A 23,100-nucleotide genomic window follows, 5' to 3' on the forward strand; every position below is an offset into this window, starting at 1 on the left:
CTTTATCCATATAGACCAGAGCCACTTTTCTTCAAAATACAAGAACGAGACAGCAAGCAAGGACCGCCCCGCAGCGAGGCTGTTGCCCCCTCCCGCGAAGCGAGAGAGGGGAAAGCGGCCAAGCCGCTCAGACTGAGAGCAGTTGATCCACCGCCCGCTGTGTCAGGACGCTGATCAGCTGCGCCCGGTAGCGCGCACTCGCGTGCAGATCGCTGTTGAGCTCGCTGTCGTCGATAGGCACTGCAGCCGCCGCAGCGGCCGTGAGACTCTGGTTGAGCGCCGCTTCCAGGCCTGCGTGGCGGAAGACCGATAGTCCCGCACCGGTCACGGCCACATGCACGCCCTGCACCGTCTGCGCCACAAACACGCCCACCAGCGCAAAGCGCGAAGCGGGCTGCTGGAACTTGATATAGGCGGCCCTTCTGGGCACCGGAAAGCGCACGGCCTTGATCAGCTCGCCCTCTTCGAGAGCCGTGGTGTACATGCCCTGGAAGAAGTCCTCGGCCGCAATCTCGCGCCGACTGGTGACCACGACAGCACCCAGACCCAGCACCGCACTGGGATAGCATGCCGCGGGGTCGTTGTTGGCCAGCGAGCCGCCCATCGTGCCTCGCGCTCGCACCTGGCGATCGCCAATACCGCCCGCCAACTCGGCCAGCGCAGGAATGGCGTGCTGCACCTCGCGGCTGGCAGCCACATCGGCATGACGGGTCATGGCACCGATCTCGACCTGATCGCCGCTGACGCGGATTCCCGCCAGACCATCGACCTGGTTGAGGTCCACGATCGCACCAGGCTGGGCCAGGCGCAGCTTCATGGATGGAATCAGGCTCTGGCCGCCGGCCAGAAACTGACCGCTGGCAGCGCTCACCTCATCCAGCGTCCGGGGATTGGAGTAACTGAAGGCATACATATGTGTTGTCCTCTCTTCCTCTCAGTCGGGTGCCTCAGGGGCGTGCAGCATCGATGGCTTCCCACACGCGGTGCGGGCTGGCAGGCATGTCCAGATCCTTGACGCCCAGGGAATGCAGAGCATCGAGCACGGCATTGATGACGGCTGGCGGCGAGCCTATGGCCCCGGCCTCGCCGCAGCCCTTGGTACCCAGCGGGTTATGGGTGCATGGCGTGCAGACCGTACCCAGCTTGAAGTCGGGCAGATCGTCGGCGCGGGGCATGGCGTAGTCCATGAAGCTGCCGGTCAGCAACTGACCCGAGTCACGGTCGTAGACGCAGTTTTCCAGCAGCGCCTGGCCGATGCCCTGGGCCAGTCCGCCATGGACCTGCCCCTCCACGATCATGGGGTTGATGATGGTGCCGAAATCGTCCACGGCACTGAAGCGGTCGACACACACCACGCCCGTGGCAGGATCCACCTCGACCTCGCAGATATAGGTGCCGGCCGGGAAGGTGAAGTTGGTGGGGTCGTAGAAAGCGGTCTCGTCCAACCCCGGCTCCAGCTTGTCCAGCGGATAGTTGTGCGGCACATAGGCCGTCAGCGCAATCTGGGCGAACGGCAGCTTTCTGTCGGTGCCGCGTACCGTGAACTCGCCTCCCGCGAAGTCGATGTCGGCATCGCTGGCCTCCATCAGGTGGGCGGCAATCTTCTTGGCCTTGGCCTCGATCTTGTCCAGCGCCTTCATGATGGCCGCACCTCCGACGCTGATGGAGCGCGAGCCATAGGTACCCATGCCAAAGGGCACGCGGCCCGTATCGCCATGGACGATCTCCACATGCTCGACGGGAATGCCCAGTCGGGCCGCCACCACCTGGGCAAAAGTGGTCTCATGCCCCTGACCATGACTGTGCGAGCCCGTAAACACCGTCACGCTGCCCGTGGGATGGACACGCACCTCGCCGCACTCGAACAAACCGGCACGTGCGCCTAGCGCCCCGGCAATATTGCTGGGAGCAAGGCCACAGGCCTCGATGTAGCTGCTGTAGCCCAGGCCGCGCTTGAGGCCTCTGGCCTCGCTGGCTGCGCGCCTGGTCGCAAAGCCCGCCACATCGGCCAGTTGCTCGGCCTGATCCATGCAGGCCTTGTAGTCGCCGGTGTCGTACTGCAGCGCCACTGGCGTCTGATAGGGAAAGCTGGTGATGAAGTTGCGACGCCGGATCTCGGCCTGGGACAGATTCATCTCCCAGGCACAGCGGCTGACCAGGCGCTCGAGCAGATAAGTGGCCTCGGGGCGGCCTGCACCCCGGTAGGCATCCACGGGCGAAGTGTTGGTGAACCAGGCATCGACCTCGATATGGATTTGCGGCGTGGTGTACTGACCCGCCAGCAAGGTTGCATAAAGAATGGTGGGCACGGCGCTGGCGAAAGTGGACAGATAGGCGCCCAGATTCGCATCGGTGTGCACACGCATGGCGAGGAACTTGCCATCGGCGTCCATGGCCATCTCGGCATGGCTGACATGGTCGCGGCCATGCGCATCGGTCAGGAAGGACTCGCTGCGATCGGCCGTCCACTTGATATTGCGGTTGAGCTTCTTGGCCGCCCAGGTCAGGCAGACATCCTCGGCATACAGAAAGATCTTGGAGCCGAAGCCGCCACCCACATCGGGAGCAATCACGCGCACCTTGCTCTCTGGCAGGCCCATGACGAAAGCCGTCATCAGCAGCCGCTCCACATGCGGGTTCTGGTTGGCCACGTACAGCGTGTACTCATCCATGGCGCGGTTGTAGCTGCCGATGGCCACGCGCGGCTCCATGGCATTGGGAATCAGGCGGTTGTTGACCAGGTCCAGCCGCGTCACATGGGCCGCGCCCGCAAACACGGCATCCACGGCGGCCTTGTCGCCTATCGCCCACTGGTAGCAGCGGTTGTCGGGGGCGATATCGTGAACCACGGCGCCGGGCTTTTTGCCACCCGCCGCATCGGCCACGTTCACGACCGCAGGCAGCACCGCGTAATCGACCTCCACCAGTTCGGCCGCATCGCGTGCCTGCTGCAGGGTCTCGGCAACCACCATGGCCACCTGGTCGCCCACATAGCGCACGGTATCGAGGGCCAGGATCGGGTGCGGCGGCTCCTTCATGGGCTCGCCATTGGTGCTGGTGATCAGCCAGCCGCAGGGCAGGCCGTTAATGCCGGCGGCCGCCACATCGGCGCCCGTGAGCACGCCGACCACGCCTGGCGCCGCCTTGGCGGCATCCACGTTGACGCTGCGCAGCCTCGCGTGGGCATGGGGCGAGCGCACAAATACCGCATAGGCCTGCGCGCCCAGCGTGATGTCGTCCGTGTACTGGCCTGCGCCGGTCAGAAAGCGATCATCCTCGCGGCGCAGAACGGCTTCGCCGATATGCGGCAGCTTGGAAAAGTCAGATGCACCCATGGTGTGTCTCCTCTTCTAGTTGTGATGCGCGGCTCAGGCGGCGCTCATGCCGTCGCGACCCACTTTGACTGCGGCGACGATGTTCTGGTAGCCCGTGCAGCGGCAGATATTGCCTTCGAGCAGTTCGCGGATTTCGGCATCGGTGGCCTGAGGCTTTTGGCGGCACAGATCCACCGCACTCATCACCATGCCGGGCGTGCAGAAGCCGCACTGCAGGCCATGGCACTGCTTGAACGCCGCCTGCATGGGGTGCATGGTTCCATCGGCAGCGGCCATGCCCTCTATGGTCTGGACCTCGGCACCCTGGGCCTGCACGGCCAGCATGGTGCAGGACTTGATGGCTTTGCCATTGACCAGCACCGTGCAGGCTCCGCACTGGCTGGTATCGCAGCCCACATGGGTGCCCGTCAGGCGCAGCTGTTCACGCAGCGCCTGCACCAGCAAGGTATTGGGGGGGACGTCAATGCTGGCCGCGCGGCCATTGACCAGGAACTGAACATTCATCGTGATGCCTCCTGCCTTTATCCGAAGAATTGGGTAACAAAGCACAACCGCACTCTCTATGTTGGGCAGTTACCGCGATGTAAAGCGCTAGGGTTGACCCCCAAGCCAGGCGAAACACGCACAGATATTCTCAAAATGAAACACTGTCCGGAGTCCGCATGTCGCCCGCCAGCCCCGCCCTTTCTGCGCAAGCCGCTGCCCATCCAGGTGCACGCGATTCACTGCTTGTACTAGCCAGGCAGCAGTTGCTGACGATGGACTCATCCCATGCGCTGGCACCGTCTGGCCTGGCTCCCTGGCTCTGGCGCTCGTGGCAGCGCTGCGTGGCGCAGGGCCGTCATCCCGCGCAAAAAGTGGAGTTCGAGGCCGTCGGACCTCACGCGCTGCGCCACGCCCAGGACAAGCACCAACTGCTGCTGCAGGCAGCACGTCCGGTCATGACGCAGTTGGTCGCGGCCGTGGGTGCCATGCGCTACTTCTGCCTGCTGACCGATGCCCAGGGACTGGCACTTGAAGTGCAAGGCCCCGTCGACCACAGCGATCTGCGCGCGCTGGCCGTAGGCCGTGTCGGCGTGGATCTGTCCGAGCGCGGCGTGGGCACCTCGGCCATAGGCGCGACACTGGCCGAACTCAGCCCGGTATGGCTGCACAGGCAGGAGCATTTTTTTGACGATCTGCGCGACTACAGCTGCGCAGGCGCTCCGGTATTCGGCCCTCAGGGCGAGTGCCTGGGCATGCTGGACATCACCGGCATTGATGTACCCGAGCGCCCCGAACTGCTGCTGCTGGCACTGCGCTGCGCACGCGCCATCGAAGATCGATTGCTGCGGGCCCTGCCTCATACCCTGCTGCTGCGCGTGAACTGGCCCGGCGGACCTCTGGGCCAGGAAGGCGAAGGCCTGATGGTATTTGATGCCGAAGGCCGATTGCTGGGCAGCAATACCGTGGCCAGGCAACTGGTGCCGCGTCCTCTGCAAGCCCCTGGGGGGGACTCGCTCATCCAGAGCCATGAGCTGCTGGCCCTGCCCTGGAGTCATCTGATCGAACATGCGCGCCAGCGGCCCGAGGCGCCACTGCAACTGCCGCTGTGGTCCGGCCTGCGCCTGCTGGCACTGGCACAGGCCGGTCCCTTGCTGCGCGCCCCCATCATGCCGGGTTCCGGCGCAGCCTGCCGGGGAACCTCTGCCAATGCCATGACCACGCCGCTGCGCACCAGCGAGTTGCTGCTGATTCAGCAAGCCATGCAGGAGGCTCACGGGAATGTAACCGTGGCCGCCCGCAACCTGGGATTGAGCCGGGCCACGCTCTATCGCCGGCTGGCCAGCAAATAAGAGGTCTTGAACCGGATCTGATGCAGTTTGGCTCTCTACGGATTTGCCCTAGTTTCAGCGCGAAAACACCCTCCACGACAGCAGGCGCACACTAGCAAGCAAGCCCATGACAAATCAAAAATACCTCAATAAAACAATCATCTAAGCAGCACCAGCCATGCACTTTCAGCTATCGTACGCATAGCAAGCACAACTGACGCTCGGACGCCACATTTGCGTGCGTATTTGTAAAAAACACCATACCTGCGTCCGTAGAATCTCCAGTTTGGTTCAAAAACTCAGATCGCCCTGAGGCTACCAGCCCCAACAGCGCGACGCATACACAGCCTACTTTTTGGAGACACCATGCAGGCTTTACTCGCCCTGTCCAGGGCTATCGACAGGCTCAACGCCTTTGTCGGCAAATATTCCATCTGGCTGATATTTGCCGCCACCTTCATCAGCGCCGCCAACGCCATTGTTCGCAAGGCCTTTGACACCAGCTCCAATGCCTTTCTGGAAGTCCAGTGGTATCTGTTCGCATGGTCATTTCTGATTGCTGCGGGCTACACCCTGCTGCATCGCGAGCATGTGCGCATCGACGTGATCAACAGCCGACTGTCCAAAAAGGCCCAGGTCTGGATCGACATCATCGGTTTTGCCTTCTTTCTCACCCCGCTATGCCTGACCATTCTGTGGCTGAGCATGCCGGTGGTGATTCAGATGTACCAGTCCGGCGAAATGTCGGGCAACCCCGGCGGGCTGATCCGCTGGCCCGTATGGACGGCGATTCCTGTGGGCATCACCTTGCTGCTGCTGCAGGGCATCTCCGAGCTGATCAAGCGCATTGCCTTCCTGACCGGTGACGGCCCCGACCCCATGGGCAAGCTCAGCGACAAGAGCGCCGAGGAAGAGCTGGCCGAGGCCCTGCGTGCCGAAGCCGATCGCAAGCAGGCTGAGGCGCTGGCCGCCCAGGCCAAGGCATAACGGTAGCGGGAGACAATCAATGGAATTCATCGCTACCAACTACGCCCCCATCATGTTTGCGGGGCTGATCTGCTTTTTGCTGCTGGGCTTTCCAGTCGCCTTCAGCCTGGGCGCTGCGGGCCTGGCCTTCGGCTTTCTGGGCATCGAACTGGGGGTCTTTCCCTCCTCCGTGATGGCCTGGCTGCCCCAGCGTCTGATCGGCATCATGGCCAACGACACCTTGCTGGCCGTGCCTTTCTTCACCTTGATGGGCCTGATTCTCGAACGCTCAGGCATGGCAGAGGACCTGCTCGACACAGTCGGCCAGGTGTTCGGCCCCATCCGCGGCGGTCTGGCGCTGGCCGTGATCTTTGTGGGCGCGCTGCTGGCTGCCACCACCGGCGTGGTTGCTGCTTCGGTGATTTCCATGGGCCTGATCTCTCTGCCCATCATGTTGCGCTACGGCTATGACCGCCGCCTCGCATCGGGCGTGATTGCGGCCTCGGGCACGCTGGCCCAGATCATCCCGCCCTCGCTGGTGCTGATTCTGATGGCCGACCAGTTGGGCAAGAGCGTGGGCGATATGTACAAGGGCGCCTTCATTCCCGGCTTCATGCTCATGGGCCTGTACGTGGTCTGGGTGGCATTCCTCGCCATCTTCAAGCCCCATACCGTGCCTGCACTGCCGCCCGAAGCGCGCATCTACCGCGAGTCCAACGGCAACTCCGGCTATACCTCGCTGGCCGTGGTCATGGGCATCTCGACCATCGTCGCCATCTTCCTGGCCAATCACATGGCCGACCTGCACACCTGGTGGCAAGGCAAGGAAATCACCGAAGTCGCCACCGACGAGAAGATCGTCACCGCCATGTGCGGCGGCACATTCATCGCCTTCGTGATCGCCTCGCTCAACCGCGTGCTCAAACTGGGCCTGCTGTCCAAGCTGGCCGAGCGCGTAACCTTTGTGCTGATCCCCCCTCTGCTGCTGATCTTCCTGGTGCTGGGCACCATCTTCCTGGGCATTGCAACACCTACCGAAGGCGGTGCCATGGGCGCCATGGCGGCCCTCATCATGGGTTTTGCCCGCCGTCGCCTGAACATGGACCTGCTCAAGCAGGCCCTGGCCTCGACCACCAAGCTGGCAAGCTTTGTGATGTTCATCATGATCGGCGCCACCACCTTCAGCCTGGTGTTCCAGGCCGCCGACGGCCCCAAGTGGGTGGAGCATCTGCTGACCAGCCTGCCCGGCGGCCAGGTCGGCTTCCTGATCGTGGTCAACATCATGATCTTCTTCCTGGCCTTCTTCCTGGACTACTTTGAACTCTCGTTCATCGTGGTGCCGTTGCTGGGACCCGTGGCCGAGAAGATGGGCATCGACCTGATCTGGTTCGGCGTGCTGCTGGCTGTGAACATGCAGACCTCGTTCATGCATCCGCCCTTCGGTTTTGCACTGTTCTTCCTGCGCTCGGTCGCTCCGGACAAGCAATACGTCGACAAGGTCACGCACAAGGTCATCGAGCCCGTCACCACCATGCAGATCTACAAGGGTGCCGTGCCCTTTGTGCTGATTCAGCTGGTGATGGTGGGTGTGCTGATCGCCTTCCCCGGCATCGTGACCGGCGCGCTCGACAAACCGGTGGTCGTGGACATGAACAAGGTGGGCGACGAGATGCTCAACCAGCTCAACGATGCTGGCGGTGGCTATGGCGCAGACAATCCCTTCGGGGCCCCTGAGGGCGGCGAAGAAGGCTCTGCAGTGCCCGCAGCCCCTGCCGAGGGCAGCCAGCCTGCCCCGGCCGCACCCGATGCAGGCGGCTATGGCTCGGATGACCCTGCCAAGGCCTTGCAGGATTCACTGAACGCAGCTCCTGCGAGCAAGTAAATCGGCACCCTCCGCTGACACAGCCCCGGCTCGCCAGAGCCGGGGCTTTTTCATTGGGCAGAGGTTGCCGAGTGATAGATTTGCTGCTTTCCCAGGAAACCGCAATGACCATCGCCGAATTGCTGACGGCCATCCGTCAACCGTACGCAGACCTGCTGTCACAAGCCGCCAATGCCCAGGACTCTTATGTGGAGCCGGCCTATCGCAACAGCAATGGGACGCTGGCCACAGAAGGTGCATGGAATCTGCCCTGCCGGGTTGATACCATCCCCGTATCGGAAGACAGCCCAGAACCTGTGCAAGTGGATTCACAGACGCGGCTCGATTTCGAACCCGTTCATTTCCGCATCGGTGATTCCGCAGTGGAGCTGCAGCCCTTTGTCTGGGACTGGCTGTCGCTGGAAGTGCAAGGTCTGACAGAAGAGAAGGCCTCCAAAGCGCTCATAGACTGGTTCAACGATTGGTTTGATGGAGATGATGAAAACGAGCCGGATGAAGCGGGGCTGCAGCAAGTCGTTCACTTCATGTCGGACCCGCAAGTCCTGGCAGGAGGAGTGAAAGCGACCATAGATCTTGGCTCTGCACCTGTCGAAGCCCTGGAAGATTTGCTGTTTGCGCTGTCCGACGCAGGAGCCGCTCAACTCAGGCTCGCATGATTTCGGACGCATGAAAAAACCGCAGCAAGCTGCGGTTTTTTTGCAGCCAGCGCATGGCGCCGGCAGTCTTGAGTCTGACCGGGATCAGATCTTGGCAGTCGCCATGTACTGATTGAAGGGGTACTCGGAGAAGCGGTTCCACAGAATCTGGTCGCGCTGGAAGGCGCGCATGTCCTGGTGGATCTTCTTGAATTCGGGCGACTTGGCTTCGTGCTCGGCAAACACTTCCATGGAGGCCTTGAAGCCTGCATCCATCAAAGGCTTGGGGAACATCTTCAGCTGGGTCTTGTTGGCCACCAGGCGCTTGATGGCCTGAGGATTCAGCACCTGGTACTTGCTGGTCATATCGGCAGCAGCCACGCGGGTTGCGGCGTCGAGGATCGCCTTGTTCTCGGGCGACAGCGCGTTGTACTTCTTGATGTTGATGAAGAACTCCAGCTCGGCAGAGCCTTCCCACCAGCCGGGGTAGTAGTAGTAAGGCGCAACCTTGTTGAAGCCCAGCTTTTCATCGTCGTAGGGACCGACAAACTCCACGGCGTCCAGCGTACCCTTTTCCAGAGCCTGGTAGACATCGCCTGCGGGCATGTTCTGCGCCACCACGCCCAGCTTGGCCATGGCCTCGCCGAACACGCCGCCGCCCAGACGCATCTTCAGACCCTTGAGGTCTTCCACGGTCTTGATTTCCTTGCGGTACCAGCCGCCCATCTGGGTCGTGGTGTTGCCGGCCGATGCGGTCTTGAAGTTGTACTTGGCAAAGAAGGCGTCAAGGAGCTTGCGGCCGTTGCCATGATCCTTCCAGCCGTTCATCTGCAGTGCGGTCAGGCCGAAGGGCACGGCGCAGCTGAAGGCGAAGATGGGATCCTTGCCGGTGAAGTAGTAGGCAGCGGTCTGTGCCATGTCAATGGTATCGCCCTGCAGCGCATCCACCACGCCGAAAGCGGGCATCAGCTCGCCAGCGGGGTGCACCGAAATCTCGAACTTGCCGCCCGACATGGCCTTGACCAGTTGCGACAGCTTTTCAGCACTGCCGAAAATGGTGTCCAGCGACTTGGGGAAGCTGGAGGCCAGGCGCCAGCGCACAGCGGCCTGGGCGTGAACAGCAGGTGCTGCACCCGCGGCCAGCACGCCGGCGATACCGGCATTTTTCAGAATGGAACGACGATCCACTTTAGTCTCCTTGAGGAACGAATTGAGCTGATACAGACCACTGATCTATGCCAGCTTGTTTTATGCAACAGGCACAAAATGTACACGAGCCAACCGTTTCGCAAGCGCTAAAAAGTGACCGTTCGCTTAAGAAGTTCTACCTAGTGATGCGCGCCCAATTGAAAACAATCAATCACTACAGACGTACCGCACTCATATAGCTGGCATAGCGGAACTCGGAGAAACGATCCCAGAGCAACTGGTCGTGCTGAAATCCGCGCATGCTTCTGTGAATTTTCTTGAACTGCGCCGACTTGCCTTCATGCTCGGCCATGGTGGCCATCACGGCCTTGAACCCCGCATCCATGAGCTCGCGTGGAAAGGCTCGCAGCTGCACGCGTTCGCTGAGCAGCTTCTTGAGCGCAGCGGGGTTGTACGCCAGGTACTTGGCAGTCAGATCCTTGGCGGCCAGCGCCGCTGCGGCCTCCACCATGGCGCGCAGCTCGGGCGTCAGGGCCGCAAAGGCCTTGGCATTGATGAAATAGGCCAGCTCGGCACCGCCCTCCCACCAGCCCGGATAGTAGTAGTAGGGCGCGATCTTGCCGAAGCCCAGCTTCTGGTCGTCATAGGGGCCGACAAACTCCACCGCATCGAGGCGGTTCTTTTCCAGCGCCTGCTGCGCATCGGCAATGGGCATGTTGACGGCCTGCACGCCCAGCTTTTGCAGCGCATCGCCGAGCAAGCCGCCGCCAGCGCGCATGCGCAGACCATGCAGATCCTGCACGGTCTTGATTTCCTTGCGATACCAGCCCCCCATCTGCGTGCCGGTATTGCCGGCGCTCAGACTCCTGATGTTGTACTGGGCGTAGAAATCATCCATGAGCTTGCGCCCACCTCCATACTCCATCCAGGCATCCATCTGCCGCGCCGTCAGACCAAAGGGCACGGCACAACCCAGTGCAAAGCAGTAGTCCTTGTCGGTGAAATAGTAGGGAGCGGTCAAAGCCATTTCGACCGAGCCGTTCTGCACCCCCTCCATCACGCCAAAGGCAGGCATCAGCTCGCCTGCAGAGTGCACGCTGACCTCGATCTGGCCGCCCGACATAAGCCGCAGCGACTGGGCAAATTTCTCGGCCCCGCCAGAGATGGCGTCGAGGACTTTGGGAAAACTCGTCACCAAGCGCCAGCGCAGCAGCTCCTGGCTGCGCACCGCAGGAGCCACGCCCGCTGCCAGCACACCGGCCATGCCCACATGTTTGACGAGTGAGCGACGATCCATGAATATTTCTCCGCTAGTAGTTGTCCATTGCAAAGCCGGCTGCAGCAGCCTGATCGCAGGCCGGCAGCCACAGGCATTCTAGGAACGCAGACGCCGGCCGTGTGGCGATTCGCGGTTGCCGTCAGTTTTCTTGACGGCAAGCAAAGAAAAAGGCCCTTCGATGAAGGGCCTGGTTTCAGTCCATCATGACTTACGCAAACAAGGATGCAGCAACGGCCTGCCTCCCTGGAGCGGGCATCTGCCTGAATTCGTTTTGCGTAAACGATGTCCCTATCGCATCAGCCCGCAGCCAGACGCTTTCGGATGGAGGCCTCGATGCCTGCCGCATCCAGCCCCTGCAGCGCAAGCAGCTTGGCGGGGTCGCCATGCTCGATGAATTCGTCGGGCAGACCCAGCTGCAGCACGCTCTTGCTCAGGCCATGGGCGGCAAGGCTCTCCATGACGGCACTGCCAGCGCCGCCCATGACGCAGCCTTCTTCCAGCGTGACGATGAGCTCATGATCTGCAGCGATCTGGAGCAACAGCTCTTCATCGAGAGGCTTGGCCCAGCGCATATTGGCAACACTGGCATCCAAGGCTTCTGCTGCCTGCAAGGCAGGGTACAGCAAGCTGCCAAAGGCCAGAATCGCCACCTTTTTGGAAGCTGATTCACGGCGCATCTCGCCCTTGCCAAAGGGCAGGCCTTCCAGGCTTTCCAGCGGAGTCACGCCAACACCGGCGCCGCGCGGGTAGCGCACGCAGACAGGGTGATCCTGCTCATAGGCCGTGGTCAGCAACTGGCGCGTTTCGCGTTCGTCCGCCGGGCAGGCCATGCTCATATTGGGAATGCAGCGCACAAAGGCGATGTCGTAAGCGCCGGCGTGCGTGGCACCGTCGGCGCCCACCAGACCGGCGCGGTCCAGCGCAAACACCACGGGCAGGTTCTGCAGCGCAACGTCGTGGATCAGTTGGTCGTAGGCACGCTGCAAGAAAGTGGAATAGATGGCCACCACGGGCTTGACGCCTTCGCAGGCCATACCGCCGGCGAAAGTGACGGCATGCTGCTCGGCGATGCCCACGTCGTAGTAGCGGCCGGGAAAGCGCTTGTGGAACTCCACCATGCCCGAGCCCTCACGCATGGCGGGTGTGATGCCGACCAGACGTTGGTCCTTGGCAGCCATATCGCAGAGCCAGTGACCAAACACCTGGGTGAAGGTCTGCTTGGCAGGCGTGGCTGGCTTGACCAGACCGACCGCCGGGTCGAATTTCCCGGGGCCGTGATAGGCCACGGGGTCGGCCTCGGCCAGCTTGTAGCCCTGGCCTTTCTTGGTGACCACATGCAGGAACTGAGGCCCCTTGAGACCCTTGATGTTCTCCAACGTGGGAATCAGCGAATCGAGATCATGGCCATCGATGGGACCGATGTAGTTGAAACCGAATTGCTCGAACATGGTGGCAGGCACGACCATGCCCTTGGCCTGTTGTTCCAGACGCTTGGCCAGCTCCAGCAAGGGCGGCACCTGCTTCAGGACGCTCTTGCCCACATCGCGGGCCTTGGCGTAGAACTGGCCGCTCATCAGCTGGGCCAGATAGCGATTGAGCGCGCCCACGGGCGGGCTGATGCTCATATCGTTGTCATTGAGGATGACCAGCAGGTTGGCGTCATGCACGCCGCCGTTGTTCAGCGCTTCGAAAGCCATGCCAGCCGTCATCGCGCCGTCACCGATCACGGCAATGGCCCGCCGGTCTTCGCCTTTTTGCTTGGCGGCCAAAGCCATGCCCAGCGCCGCAGAGATGCTGGTGGACGAGTGCGCCGTGCCAAAGGTGTCGTATTCGCTCTCGGCCCGCTGGGGAAAGCCGGACAGGCCGCCGAACTGGCGCAGCGTGCCCATGCGATCACGGCGACCGGTCAATATCTTGTGCGGATAAGTCTGATGGCCCACATCCCAGACGATGCGGTCATAGGGCGTGTTGAACACCGAGTGCAGCGCCACGGTCAACTCCACCGTCCCCAGATTGGAGCTGAGGTGCCCGCCGGTCCTGGAAACGCTGTCGATCACATAGGTGCGCAGCTCTGCGGCCAGGCTCTTGAGCTGGGAGCGCGAGAGACCGCGCATATCTGCGGGATCGTTGATGTTGTGCAGCAGGGAAAAGGTATTCGTGGACATGTTCTATATTTTTAATAGCTGCTAGTGTTTACCAATACTGGATTACAGGGCTTCTCTATTAAATCTCAGTGGGTGCGCTGCACAACCATATCGGCCAGTGCACCCAAGGCCTGCGTGTCGGCCAGACCGCTGCGCGTCAAGGCGGCATGAGCCTGCTGGCGCAACTGCTCGGCATGGGCTCTCGCAGCCTCCAGCCCCAGCAGCGACACGAAAGTGGGCTTGTCATTGGCCGCATCCTTGCCGGCCGTCTTGCCCAGCGTTGCGGAGTCGGCCACCACATCCAGAATGTCGTCCACCACCTGGAAGGCCACGCCCAATGCCTGGCCATAGTCGGTCAGCGCGGCCAGCGCCCGGGCATCGGTCTGTGCATTGCAGGCAGCCCCCATGAGCACGCTGCCCAGCAGCAGCGCACCGGTCTTGAGGCGGTGCATTTCGCGCAGTTGCGCCTCGCTCAGGTGCTTGCCCACGCTGGCCAGGTCGATGGCCTGGCCGCCGGCCATGCCCTGGCTGCCCGCCGCTGCGCCCAGCAGGCGGCACAGCTTGGCCTGCATGGAGCAGGGAATGCCGTCGTCTTCAGGCAGCAACAGCTCGAACGCCAGAGCCTGCAGGGCATCGCCGGCCAGCAGGGCCGAGGCTTCGCCAAACTGCACATGCACGGTGGGCTTGCCACGGCGCATGGTGTCATTGTCCATGCAGGGCATGTCGTCGTGCACCAGGGAATAAGCGTGAATCAGTTCTACGGCACAACCTGCGCGCAGCGTGGCCGCAGCCAGACCGCCCACCGCCTCGGCGGCCGCCCAGACCAGCAGCGGTCGCAAGCGCTTGCCACCATCGAGCACGGCGTAGCGCATGGCCTCGCCCAGGCCCGCAGGTGCATTGATGCCCACCCAGCGCGACAGCGCATCTTCGGTGCGCGCCAGTCTCTCCTGCATCCAGACGGAAAAATCCAGGGCAGGCTTGCCCTCGTTCAAAGGCGTCGATGGTTCGGCAATCATTGATTCATTCATGGGCTGCATCTTCAGAGCACAAAGCGCGGACACCGGGATCAGTCCTGGGTCCAGGCAGACAGCTTGCCTTCGTCCAGTACCTTGACCTGCTCCTGCACGGCTTCGAGCTGGCTGCGGCAAAAGCCCAGCAGCTCGGCCGCACGCTGGTAGCCGCTGAGCATCTGCTCCAGCGGAAGCTGACCCGATTCGATCTGCGCAATCAGTTGTTCCAGCTCCTGCAAAGCAGCTTCATAGCTGACAGGCTGTTCGGATTTTTTGGCGGCAGCGGCCTTGGGCATGGATGGTGTGGGCTATGTTGGACGAAAACGACGATTTTAGGCGTCCCTGCACCATTGGCGTGCAATGCCCGCAAAGCCGGCAGGCGGGAGATGTCTTGGCTGTGACTTCCGGCCAGGTCGATGCCGTCCGCGCCGGCCCTTTTGACGACCTGCCACGGTTTGCGGACGGCTGGCAGCTTGCTGACAGGATCAATCGCTACAGCGTCGAAATAACGTCAATACACGTACCAGAAAAACGGAAATAACCCCACAGCCTATAATCCCATTCCCGTCAAGCCGGCCACGTGCCTGGTCATCCGGTCGGGCAAACGAGTCGGCTGGCCATGCGCCACCGCCCATTGCCTGAGGCCCGTGTCCAGACAAGGCCGGTTTCGTTTTTTACCGTGTGCGCACGTGCACCCTCCCTGTGGGGAGTCTTTAGGTCAGGTCATCCATGACTGATTTAAGTCTTCAACTGCAGCAGGCCGCAAGCCAACTACCAGTTTCAAGTTATTTCGACGAGGCGCTGTTCCAGCGCGAGTTGGAAACGATTTTCAAGCGCGGCCCGCGCTACGTGGGCCACCAGCTGGCCGTTCCCGAGATAGGCGACTACTACGCCCTGCCTCAGGAAAAAGAGGGGCGGGCGCTGGTACGCAATGCCAAAGGCGAGATCGAGCTGATCTCCAACGTCTGCCGCCACCGCCAGGCCGTGATGCTCAAGGGACGTGGCAATCTGCTGTCCGAAGGCAAGGGCCATGCCGGAGGCAACATCGTCTGCCCGCTGCACCGCTGGACCTACAGTACCAGCGGCGAGCTGCTGGGCGCCCCGCATTTCAGCCACGACCCCTGCCTGAACCTCAACAACTACCGTCTGCGCGAGTGGAACGGACTGCTGTTCGAGGACAACGGCCGCGACATCGAGGCCGATCTGGCCGGCATGAAGCTGCGCGAGCAGCTCCAGTTCGACGGCTTCGTGCTCGACCATGTCGAGATGCACGAGTGCAACTACAACTGGAAGACCTTTATCGAGGTCTATCTGGAGGACTATCACGTCGGCCCCTTCCACCCCGGTCTGGGCAACTTCGTCACCTGCGACGATCTGAAGTGGGAATTCGCCAGCGAGTACTCGGTGCAGACCGTGGGCGTGGCCCCGGGCTTCGGCAATCCGGGCTCGGACATCTACAAGAAGTGGCACGAGGTGCTGCTGGCCTACCGCAACGGCGAGCTGCCCGATCGCGGCGCCATCTGGCTGACCTACTACCCCCACATCATGGTGGAGTGGTATCCGCATGTGCTGACCGTTTCGACCCTGCACCCGCTGGCCGTGGACCGGACGCTGAATGTGGTGGAGTTCTTCTACCCCGAGGAAATCGCCGCCTTCGAGCCCGAGTTCGTCCAGGCCCAGAAGGCCGCCTACATGGAAACCTGCATCGAGGACGACGAGATCGCCGAGCGCATGGACGGCGGCCGCAGGGCGCTTTATGAACGCGGCGACAACGAGGTCGGCCCCTATCAAAGCCCCATGGAAGACGGCATGCAGCATTTCCACGAGTGGTATCGCCGCATCATGGGCGACAGCGTCCCCCAACGCTGAATGAGGTAAGCCTCAAGACTGATAGCTGCTATCGCTTACCCCATAAGCACAGCAGCTATTTTTTATGCTGAATTGAGTGAGATATGCAAGCCCTGTGGATGGTGTTGGCCGCCTTGATTTTTGCGGTCATGAGTGTGTGTGTGAAGTTTGCCTCCCAGGACTTCAATGCGGCGGAGATCGTTTTCTACCGCGGCCTGGTCAGCATGGCGCTGCTGGTCTGGCTGGCCAGGCGCAGCGGCGTGACGCTGACCACCCAGTACTCGCGCGAACATGCCTGGCGCAGCTTTGTCGGCGTGATCTCCATGGGAGCCTGGTTCTATGCCATCGGCCATCTGCCGCTGGCCACGGCCACCACGCTCAACTCCATGAGCAGCATCTGGATGGCGGTGTTTCTGATCGCCCAGGGCCTGTGGATGCGCCACACGCTGCGCAAATCCTACGCGGCCGAGCCCGAAACCCGCCGCGCCATTCCGCCCTTCCCCTGGGGCCTGGTGTCCACGGTGGTGGCGGGCTTTATCGGCGTGCTGCTGGTGCTGCGCCCGAGCAGCGCACCGGCCAGCGAATGGGTGGCGGCGCTTGGCGGCCTGTTTGGCGGCATGTTTGCGGCCATGGCCTATATGCAGGTGACCACCCTGTCGCGCCTGGGCGAGCCTGAAACCCGCGTGGTGTTCTATTTCTCGGTGGGCTCGGCCATTGCCGGCGGCATCACCATGCTGTTCACCGGCATCTCGCCCTTCCCCGGTTGGAGCGCTCTGTGGCTGCTGCCCGTGGGCGTGCTGGCCGCCGTGGCCCAGGTCTGCATGACCAAGGCCTATGCCTCGGCCGGCAGCAAGAGCAACACCCTGGTCGTCGCCAATCTGCAGTACTCGGGCATTGTGTTTGCCGCCCTGCTCAGCCTGGTGCTGTTTGGTGAAAGCATCCCTCTGATCGGCTGGGTCGGCATTGTGCTCATCGTCGCCAGCGGAGCTGCGGCCACCGCCTTGCGCTCCAGGGGCTAGCCATGCCAGCGGTGCCTGGCGCCTTCGCCATGCACACCAGCAGCCCCTGCCTGCCGCGCAGTCCACGCCGGATCTGCACGGCTTGCCATATCCAAACAATGAAGCCGGCAGGGCTCGGGCGCTACGGCCCGATCGCATAATGCTCTGCATGCCGCAAGACTGCACGCCATGCCGTCTGCAGCCGTTCAATCTTTGGAGCAGCAAGCCATGAACCACTCGACGCCCGAGCACTACAACACCTTGATTTCCGTCGAAGAGCTGGCCAGACTCAAGGCCAGCGGCAAGCCCTTGATGGTGTTTGACTGCAGCTTTGACCTCATGAATCCGCCCGCCGGCCATGAGCAATATCTGCAGGTCCATATCGATGGCGCCCTGTTCGCCGATCTGGACAAAGACCTCAGCGCACCGCACGGAGCCCCCGGCGAAGACGGCCAGGTCGCCACCAGCGTGCAGTCGGCCTCCGGTGGCCGCCACCCCCTGCCCACGCGCGAGCGCTTTTCCGCCTGGCTGTCGTCCATAGGCTTTGCCAACAATATGCAGGCCGTGGTCTATGACCGTAACGCTGCCAATTACTGCGGTCGCCTGTGGTGGATGCTGCGCTGGGCCGGCCACGATGCCGTGGCGGTGCTCGATGGTGGACTGCAGGCCTGGCAGGCAGCCGGCCAGGCGGTGGGCAGCGGGGAAGAGCCCCGCCATTTCCAGTCCAACTTTGAACTGGGCCAGCCGCTGGAAACGCTCAAGACCGTAGATCAGGTCGAGGCCGACCTGGGTCAGGCCACCCAGACCCTCATCGATGCCCGGGCCCCGGCCCGCTACCGCGGCGAGGTCGAGCCCCTGGACCCCGTGGCAGGCCATATCCCGGGCGCGCTGAATCGGCCGTTCAGCAGCAATATCGCCGCCGATGGACGCTTCAAGCCCGCAGCGCTGCTCAAGGCCGAGTTCGAGCAGTTGCTGGCCGGACGCGATCCCGCCAGCGTGGTGCACCAGTGCGGCAGCGGCGTCAGCGCCACCCCCAATGTGCTGGCCATGCGCATTGCCGGCCTTGCGCCAACGGCCTTGTTTGCCGGAAGCTGGAGCGAGTGGTGCAGCCAGCCTTCCCGGCCGGCCGAGCGGGGCTGAGCTTCAGCATGTCGGTGCCGCGTCAGGCACCGGCTTTGAACAGGTACGCGCCCCCGCGCTTGCCGGGTTCACTCCCTGGGCCACGGCCGGAGCGCCCCGTGATCACCGCGGACAGGCGCAAGCGCGATGCGGCGCGCTTGATCAGCGCCAAGCCAGGCCAGACCAAGCCCGTTCCTTCTCGGTGCTCCGGGCATTGGCGAAATGGCCGATGCCCATGTCCGCAATCGCATGTCGATGCAGCTTGGCAACCCGGATTCGAGCCGCTATCACAGGAAATCCCAGCGGCCTTTTTCATAGGCGATCAGATACCGAATAAAAAGCCGCCTATTTGCTCGTTTGTCATCTTTCGGACAGATTCACAATACATGCACCAGCGGAATCCGGCCTGACGCAATGTCAGCCCCCACCCGGCACTCCGAGTCATCCCGAAGGACGGCAAGGCAGTAAGGGAAATCCTACATGCCTGCCTGTGAAACCAGACCGGCGATACCGACGCTCCCCGACTTCAGTTCGATCAGGGCTTGAAACACAATTCATTTCAACAGATCGAAACACTTTTAACGTCTTGTTTGTGTGCGCCGTGACGGTCTGTCGAGATTGAAAGGACTGGACCCATGAACAACGAACAACTGCTTGCCGAGATCCGCGAAGCCAACCTCACCTATCTGATGCTGGCCCAGACCCTGATCCGCCAGGACAAGGCCGAGGCCGTGTTCCGTCTGGGTCTGAACGAAGAGTCCTGCGACCTGCTGGGCTCGCTGTCTTCGGCCCAGGTGCTCAAGCTGGCATCGCGCAACACCTTGCTGGCCAGCTTCCGCGCCGACGACGAAATGGTCTGGAGCCTGCTGACCAACCACAGCAGCAACAAGATCGGCAATGCCGCCACCAATACGCTGCACGCCAACATCCTGATGGCCAGCCGTGTCTCCGAAGTGCTCTGAGCACCCGCTAGCGACTACCTGGTTTTAAGGAGAGATTGATGCCCGCCGCCAAGACTGCCACCAAAAGCGTTCTGAACGAATCCAAGCAAATCGAGCGCGCCGCCATGCTCATCGAGATGGGCGCCCGCATGCAGGTGCTGGAATCCGAGACCACGCTGTCTTATGAACGCCTGATCCGGCTGTACAAGGAAATCTCGGGCAAGTCTCCGTCCAAGGGCCAGTTGCCGTTTTCCACGGACTGGTTTCTGACCTGGCAGGAAAACATCCACAGCTCGCTGTTCCTCAACATCTACGAATACCTGTCCAAGGGCGTGGAGCTGGACTCGGCCGAGCAGCTGACCAAGGCCTACCGCCTCTATACCGAACAGATTCAGGCCGCCGAACTCGAGGTGCTGCTGTCCTTTACCCGCGCCTGGCGCCTGGTGAAGTTCGTCGATGCGCAGATGCTGACGCGCACCCAGTGCTCGGTCTGCAAGGGCCAGTTCGTGACCGAGCCTTACGAGAATGCGCGCCACTACCAGTGCGGCCTGTGCAATCCTCCCGCACGCGCCGGCAAGAGCAAGGCCGCCGGGTCCTTGATGCTTCACTAACCCCTGAGCGGCTGCGGCGCTTCCCCCTCTCTCTTCGGGAGGGGGACGGCAGCCTCGCTGCGCGGCGGCGCTTGCTCGCTGCCTCCGGCCTGGAGCACGCCAGTTTTAAAGCTCAACTTTCATAGCTGATAGCGCCATACAACAAAGGGTTTGAAGCATTTATTGGCCTCAAACCCTTTATGCGTTGGCGCATGCAGCTCCTAAAGATGCAGCCTATCTTCCGTGATCTGCTGCGGCGGCTTCAGCGTGTCCGGCCTTGATGGCCGAGAAACTACGACAGCGCTTGCTGGATGGCTCGCTGTGCAAGCGCGCTTGTTTCAGGACTCTTCAACTTCCATAGCTGACAGCGCCAAACAACAAAGGGTTTGAAGCATTTATCTGCTTCAAACCCTTTATTCATTGGCGACATAAGCTCCCAATTCAGGAGCTTCCATCAGCGACCTCAACCCGTGTTGCGCACTCCGGCAGCAATGCCGTTGATGGACAGATGGATACCGTTCTTGACCCTGTCGTCGGTCTGTCCCGCACGCCAGCGACGCACCAGCTCCACCTGCAGGTGGTTCAGCGGGTCGATATAGGGGAAGCGGTGGCGGATGGAACGCGCCAACGCGGAGTTGTGCTCCAGGCGCTGCTTGTCGCCCGTGATCTGGTTGAGCGCTTCCACCGTGCTCTGCCACTCGGCTTCGATCGCGCCGAAGATGCGGCGGCGCAAGCGCGTGTCGGTCACCAGCTCGCTGTAGCGCGAGGCCAGATTCAGGTCGCTCTTGGCCAGCACCATGTCCATGTTCGACAGCAGGGTGCGGAAGAACGGCCACTGGCGGTACATCTTCTGCAGCAGCGCCAGCTGTGCCTTGGCATCCTTGCCCGGGCGGTGGATGAAGGCCTGGATCGCCGAGCCGAAGCCGTACCAGCCCGGCAGCGTCAGGCGGCACTGGCCCCAGCTGAAGCCCCAGGGAATGGCGCGCAGGTCCTCGATGGCCTGGGTCGCCTTGCGCGATGCGGGGCGCGAGCCGATATTGAGTTCGGCGATCTCGCGAATCGGCGTGCTGCTGAAGAAGTAATTGGTAAAGCCCGGAGTCTCGTAGACCAGGGCGCGATAGGCCGCCATGCTGGCTTCGGACAGAAACGCCGCAGCCTCCAGAAAGGCCTTGGTCGCCGGCTTGGTCGGCTGCAGCAGCGTGGCCTCCAGCGTGGCGGCCACCAGGGTCTCCAGATTGCGGCGTCCGATCTCGGGGTTGGCGTATTTGGAGGCGATGACCTCGCCCTGCTCGGTCAAGCGGATCTGACCGCGCACCGTGCCTGGCGGCTGCGCCAGAATGGCCTGGTAGCTGGGGCCGCCGCCACGCCCCACGGTGCCGCCGCGGCCGTGGAACATGCGCAGCCGGATGCCGTAGTGATCGGCCAGATCATCAAACAGATCGACCAGCGCAATCTCGGCCCGGTACAGCTCCCAGTTGCTGGTGAAGATGCCGCCGTCCTTGTTGCTGTCGCTGTAGCCCAGCATGATGTCCTGCTCGCCACCGCTTTTTCGGACCAGCTCGGCAATGCCGGGCAGCTGGTAGTAGCGGCGCATGATGGGCGCGGCATTGCGCAGGTCCTCGATGGTCTCGAACAGCGGCACCACGATGAGATCACATTGCGCACCGTCCTGCAGCGTACCGCGCAGCAGGCCCACTTCCTTTTGCAAAAGCAGCACCTCGAGCAGATCGCTGACGGTCTCGGTGTGGCTGATGATGCAATGGCGAATCGCCTCGCTGCCCAGGCGCTCGCGCAGGCGCTTGGCGGTCTCGAAGATGGCCAGCTCGCTGCGCGTGTGGTCGCCGTAGTCGCCGCCCATCACGCGCAAGGGGCGTGCGTCTTCGAGCAGACGCACCAGCAGCGCGCATTTGGCGTCTTCTTCGAGCAGGCTGTAATCGAGCTCGACCTTGGCGACCGAGAGCAGCTCGCGCACCACTTCCTCATGCTTGTCCGAGCTTTGGCGCAGGTCCACCGTGGACAGATAGAAGCCGAAGACCCTCACCGCGCGCATCAGCGGGCGCAGGCGCTGCGGCGCCAGGGCATCGCCGTGATAGCGCGACAGCGAGTCGTCGATGATCTGCAGATCGGCCAGAAAGGCGTCGGCCGATGCATAGGCATTCTGGGGCGCCACGGCATGGCGTGCCGCCTCGCCGCCCGTCAGCTGCTTGAGCGTCGCGGCCAGCCGCGCATAAATGCCCGTCAGCGCCCGGCGATAAGGCTCGTCGCTGCGGTGCACATTGTGGTCGGGCGAAGCATCGGCCAGTGCCTGCATCTCGGGCGTGATGTCCACCAGATTGGCCGACAGCGACAGCTCGCCGCCCAGATAGTGCACCTCGCGCAGATAGTGGCGCAGAGCCACATCGGCCTGGCGCGACAGGGCCAGCTCCAGACTCTCGGCCGTCACAAAGGGGTTGCCGTCGCGATCACCGCCAATCCATTGGCCCATGCGCAAAAAGCTCTGCTCGGGCAGCTTCTCGCCCAGCTCCTGCTCCAGCTGCTCGTAGATCTTGGGGATCTCCTGCAGGAACGTCGCCTCGTAATAGGACAGGGCGTTCTCGATCTCGTCGGCCACCGTGAGCTTGGAATGACGCAGCAGCCGCGTCTGCCACAGCTGGGCCACGCAGGCTCGCAGCTGCGCCTCCACCCGCGTCAGCTCGCGCGGGGTCAGCGCGTCCTTGGCGCTGTTGTAGAGCTGGGCGCGCATCAGGATATCGTCGCGCTCGGCCAGCAACTGGGCGATGCGGCGCTCGGCCGTCAGAATGCTCTGGCGCTGCACCTCGGTGGGGTGGGCCGTCAGCACGGGCGAGATGAAACTCTTGGCCAGCGTATCGACCACGGTGGCCGTCGAGATGCCCGCCCAGCGCAGGCGCGCCAGTGCCACCTCGATGCTGCCTTCCTGCGTGTTGCCGGCGCGCTCGTGCACGGCGCGGCGGCGGATGTGGTGGCGGTCCTCGGCCAGATTGGCCAGGTGCGAGAAGTAGGTGAAGGCGCGAATCACGCTCACCGTCTGATCGCTGGACAGTCCCTTGAGCAGCTTCTTGAGCGCCTTGTCGGCCGCCTCGTCGGCATCGCGCCTGAAAGCCACCGATAGCTGGCGCACCTGCTCGACCAGCTCGTAGGCCGGCCCGCCTTCCTGCTCGCGAATCACATCGCCCAGAATGCGCCCCAGCAGCCGTATGTCCTCGATCAGCGGCAAATCCTTGTCGGTCTTGCGCACCGGCTTGTCGCCATGTTTGTCTGTATGTGCGGCGCTCTTGGGGCGGGCGGAAGGCATGAACTATTCTCCTTGGGCACGGTGTAGGGCAACTTGCCATGCTAGCATTCCCCGTTACCCGCTTGAGACCGCGCCGT

General features: G+C 62.4%; 19 protein-coding genes. 10 read left to right on the forward strand and 9 right to left on the reverse strand.

The features are described from left to right. Nucleotides 1–127: 127 nt before the first annotated feature. Genes JAO85_RS17615 through JAO85_RS17625 form a run of 3 tightly spaced genes read right to left on the reverse strand, consistent with a single transcriptional unit; the run spans nt 128 to nt 3,839 of the window. The gene (locus JAO85_RS17615; RefSeq protein WP_202788647.1) at nt 128–913 is read right to left on the reverse strand and encodes a xanthine dehydrogenase family protein subunit M; all 786 of its coding nucleotides are present in this window, start codon (nt 911–913) and stop codon (nt 128–130) included. A gap of 34 nt (nt 914–947) precedes the next feature. Then, nucleotides 948–3,335 (reverse strand): xanthine dehydrogenase family protein molybdopterin-binding subunit, encoded by a 2,388-nt coding sequence (locus JAO85_RS17620; RefSeq protein ID WP_202788648.1) that lies wholly within the window; start codon nt 3,333–3,335, stop codon nt 948–950. 33 nt (nt 3,336–3,368) lie between these two features. Next, nucleotides 3,369–3,839 carry a (2Fe-2S)-binding protein gene (locus JAO85_RS17625; RefSeq protein WP_054075189.1) on the reverse strand — a complete coding sequence of 157 codons (471 nt, stop codon included), beginning with the start codon at nt 3,837–3,839 and terminating at the stop codon, nt 3,369–3,371. Between the two features lie 158 nt (nt 3,840–3,997). On the opposite strand from JAO85_RS17625, the gene JAO85_RS17630 reads away from it, so the two are divergent. From JAO85_RS17630 to JAO85_RS17645, 4 genes are all read left to right on the forward strand, one after another. Next, on the forward strand, nt 3,998–5,170 hold the full coding sequence (locus tag JAO85_RS17630) for a helix-turn-helix domain-containing protein (RefSeq protein WP_202788649.1): 1,173 nt from the start codon (nt 3,998–4,000) through the stop codon (nt 5,168–5,170). Nucleotides 5,171–5,515: 345 nt separating this feature from the next. After that, entirely contained in the window at nt 5,516–6,136 is a 621-nt protein-coding gene (locus tag JAO85_RS17635; protein ID WP_003069181.1) for a TRAP transporter small permease subunit, read from the forward strand. Nucleotides 6,137–6,155: 19 nt separating this feature from the next. Next, complete coding sequence (locus tag JAO85_RS17640) at nt 6,156–7,997, forward strand: TRAP transporter large permease subunit (protein WP_039049107.1); 1,842 nt, start codon at nt 6,156–6,158, stop codon at nt 7,995–7,997. 104 nt (nt 7,998–8,101) lie between these two features. Then, nucleotides 8,102–8,653 carry a hypothetical protein gene (locus JAO85_RS17645; RefSeq protein WP_202788650.1) on the forward strand — a complete coding sequence of 184 codons (552 nt, stop codon included), beginning with the start codon at nt 8,102–8,104 and terminating at the stop codon, nt 8,651–8,653. Between the two features lie 84 nt (nt 8,654–8,737). Here the strand turns inward: JAO85_RS17645 and JAO85_RS17650 are convergent, their stop codons facing one another. From JAO85_RS17650 to xseB, 5 genes are all read right to left on the reverse strand, one after another. Beyond that, nucleotides 8,738–9,820 carry a TRAP transporter substrate-binding protein gene (locus JAO85_RS17650; protein ID WP_003069176.1) on the reverse strand — a complete coding sequence of 361 codons (1,083 nt, stop codon included), beginning with the start codon at nt 9,818–9,820 and terminating at the stop codon, nt 8,738–8,740. 175 nt (nt 9,821–9,995) lie between these two features. Beyond that, nucleotides 9,996–11,078 (reverse strand): ABC transporter substrate-binding protein, encoded by a 1,083-nt coding sequence (locus JAO85_RS17655; RefSeq protein WP_039049105.1) that lies wholly within the window; start codon nt 11,076–11,078, stop codon nt 9,996–9,998. Between the two features lie 278 nt (nt 11,079–11,356). Then, nucleotides 11,357–13,225, reverse strand: a complete 1,869-nt coding sequence (gene dxs, locus JAO85_RS17660) for a 1-deoxy-D-xylulose-5-phosphate synthase (protein ID WP_012839361.1) — start codon at nt 13,223–13,225, stop codon at nt 11,357–11,359. Between the two features lie 65 nt (nt 13,226–13,290). After that, complete coding sequence (locus JAO85_RS17665; protein ID WP_051517745.1) at nt 13,291–14,232, reverse strand: polyprenyl synthetase family protein; 942 nt, start codon at nt 14,230–14,232, stop codon at nt 13,291–13,293. 38 nt (nt 14,233–14,270) lie between these two features. Beyond that, nucleotides 14,271–14,510 carry an exodeoxyribonuclease VII small subunit gene (gene xseB, locus JAO85_RS17670; protein WP_003069159.1) on the reverse strand — a complete coding sequence of 80 codons (240 nt, stop codon included), beginning with the start codon at nt 14,508–14,510 and terminating at the stop codon, nt 14,271–14,273. 14 nt (nt 14,511–14,524) lie between these two features. On the opposite strand from xseB, the gene JAO85_RS17675 reads away from it, so the two are divergent. From JAO85_RS17675 to flhC, 6 genes are all read left to right on the forward strand, one after another. Continuing rightward, on the forward strand, nt 14,525–14,755 hold the full coding sequence (locus JAO85_RS17675) for a hypothetical protein (protein WP_100086428.1): 231 nt from the start codon (nt 14,525–14,527) through the stop codon (nt 14,753–14,755). Nucleotides 14,756–14,943: 188 nt separating this feature from the next. Continuing rightward, on the forward strand, nt 14,944–16,083 hold the full coding sequence (locus JAO85_RS17680; protein WP_034409502.1) for an aromatic ring-hydroxylating dioxygenase subunit alpha: 1,140 nt from the start codon (nt 14,944–14,946) through the stop codon (nt 16,081–16,083). Between the two features lie 83 nt (nt 16,084–16,166). Further along, on the forward strand, nt 16,167–17,081 hold the full coding sequence (locus JAO85_RS17685) for a DMT family transporter (RefSeq protein WP_202788651.1): 915 nt from the start codon (nt 16,167–16,169) through the stop codon (nt 17,079–17,081). 207 nt (nt 17,082–17,288) lie between these two features. Further along, complete coding sequence (locus tag JAO85_RS17690) at nt 17,289–18,200, forward strand: sulfurtransferase (RefSeq protein ID WP_041744625.1); 912 nt, start codon at nt 17,289–17,291, stop codon at nt 18,198–18,200. A gap of 614 nt (nt 18,201–18,814) precedes the next feature. Then, nucleotides 18,815–19,141, forward strand: coding sequence for a flagellar transcriptional regulator FlhD (gene flhD / locus JAO85_RS17695; protein ID WP_003069145.1), 327 nt, complete (start codon nt 18,815–18,817; stop codon nt 19,139–19,141). A gap of 38 nt (nt 19,142–19,179) precedes the next feature. Continuing rightward, nucleotides 19,180–19,731: a flagellar transcriptional regulator FlhC gene (flhC, locus tag JAO85_RS17700; RefSeq protein WP_003052834.1), complete on the forward strand. Its 552-nt coding sequence runs from the start codon at nt 19,180–19,182 to the stop codon at nt 19,729–19,731. 442 nt (nt 19,732–20,173) lie between these two features. Here the strand turns inward: flhC and ppc are convergent, their stop codons facing one another. Further along, the gene (ppc, locus tag JAO85_RS17705; RefSeq protein WP_012839366.1) at nt 20,174–23,023 is read right to left on the reverse strand and encodes a phosphoenolpyruvate carboxylase; all 2,850 of its coding nucleotides are present in this window, start codon (nt 23,021–23,023) and stop codon (nt 20,174–20,176) included. Between the last annotated feature and the right edge of the window lie 77 nt (nt 23,024–23,100).

This window comes from Comamonas sp. NyZ500 (assembly GCF_016772095.1).
GTDB lineage: Bacteria > Pseudomonadota > Gammaproteobacteria > Burkholderiales > Burkholderiaceae_C > Comamonas > Comamonas thiooxydans.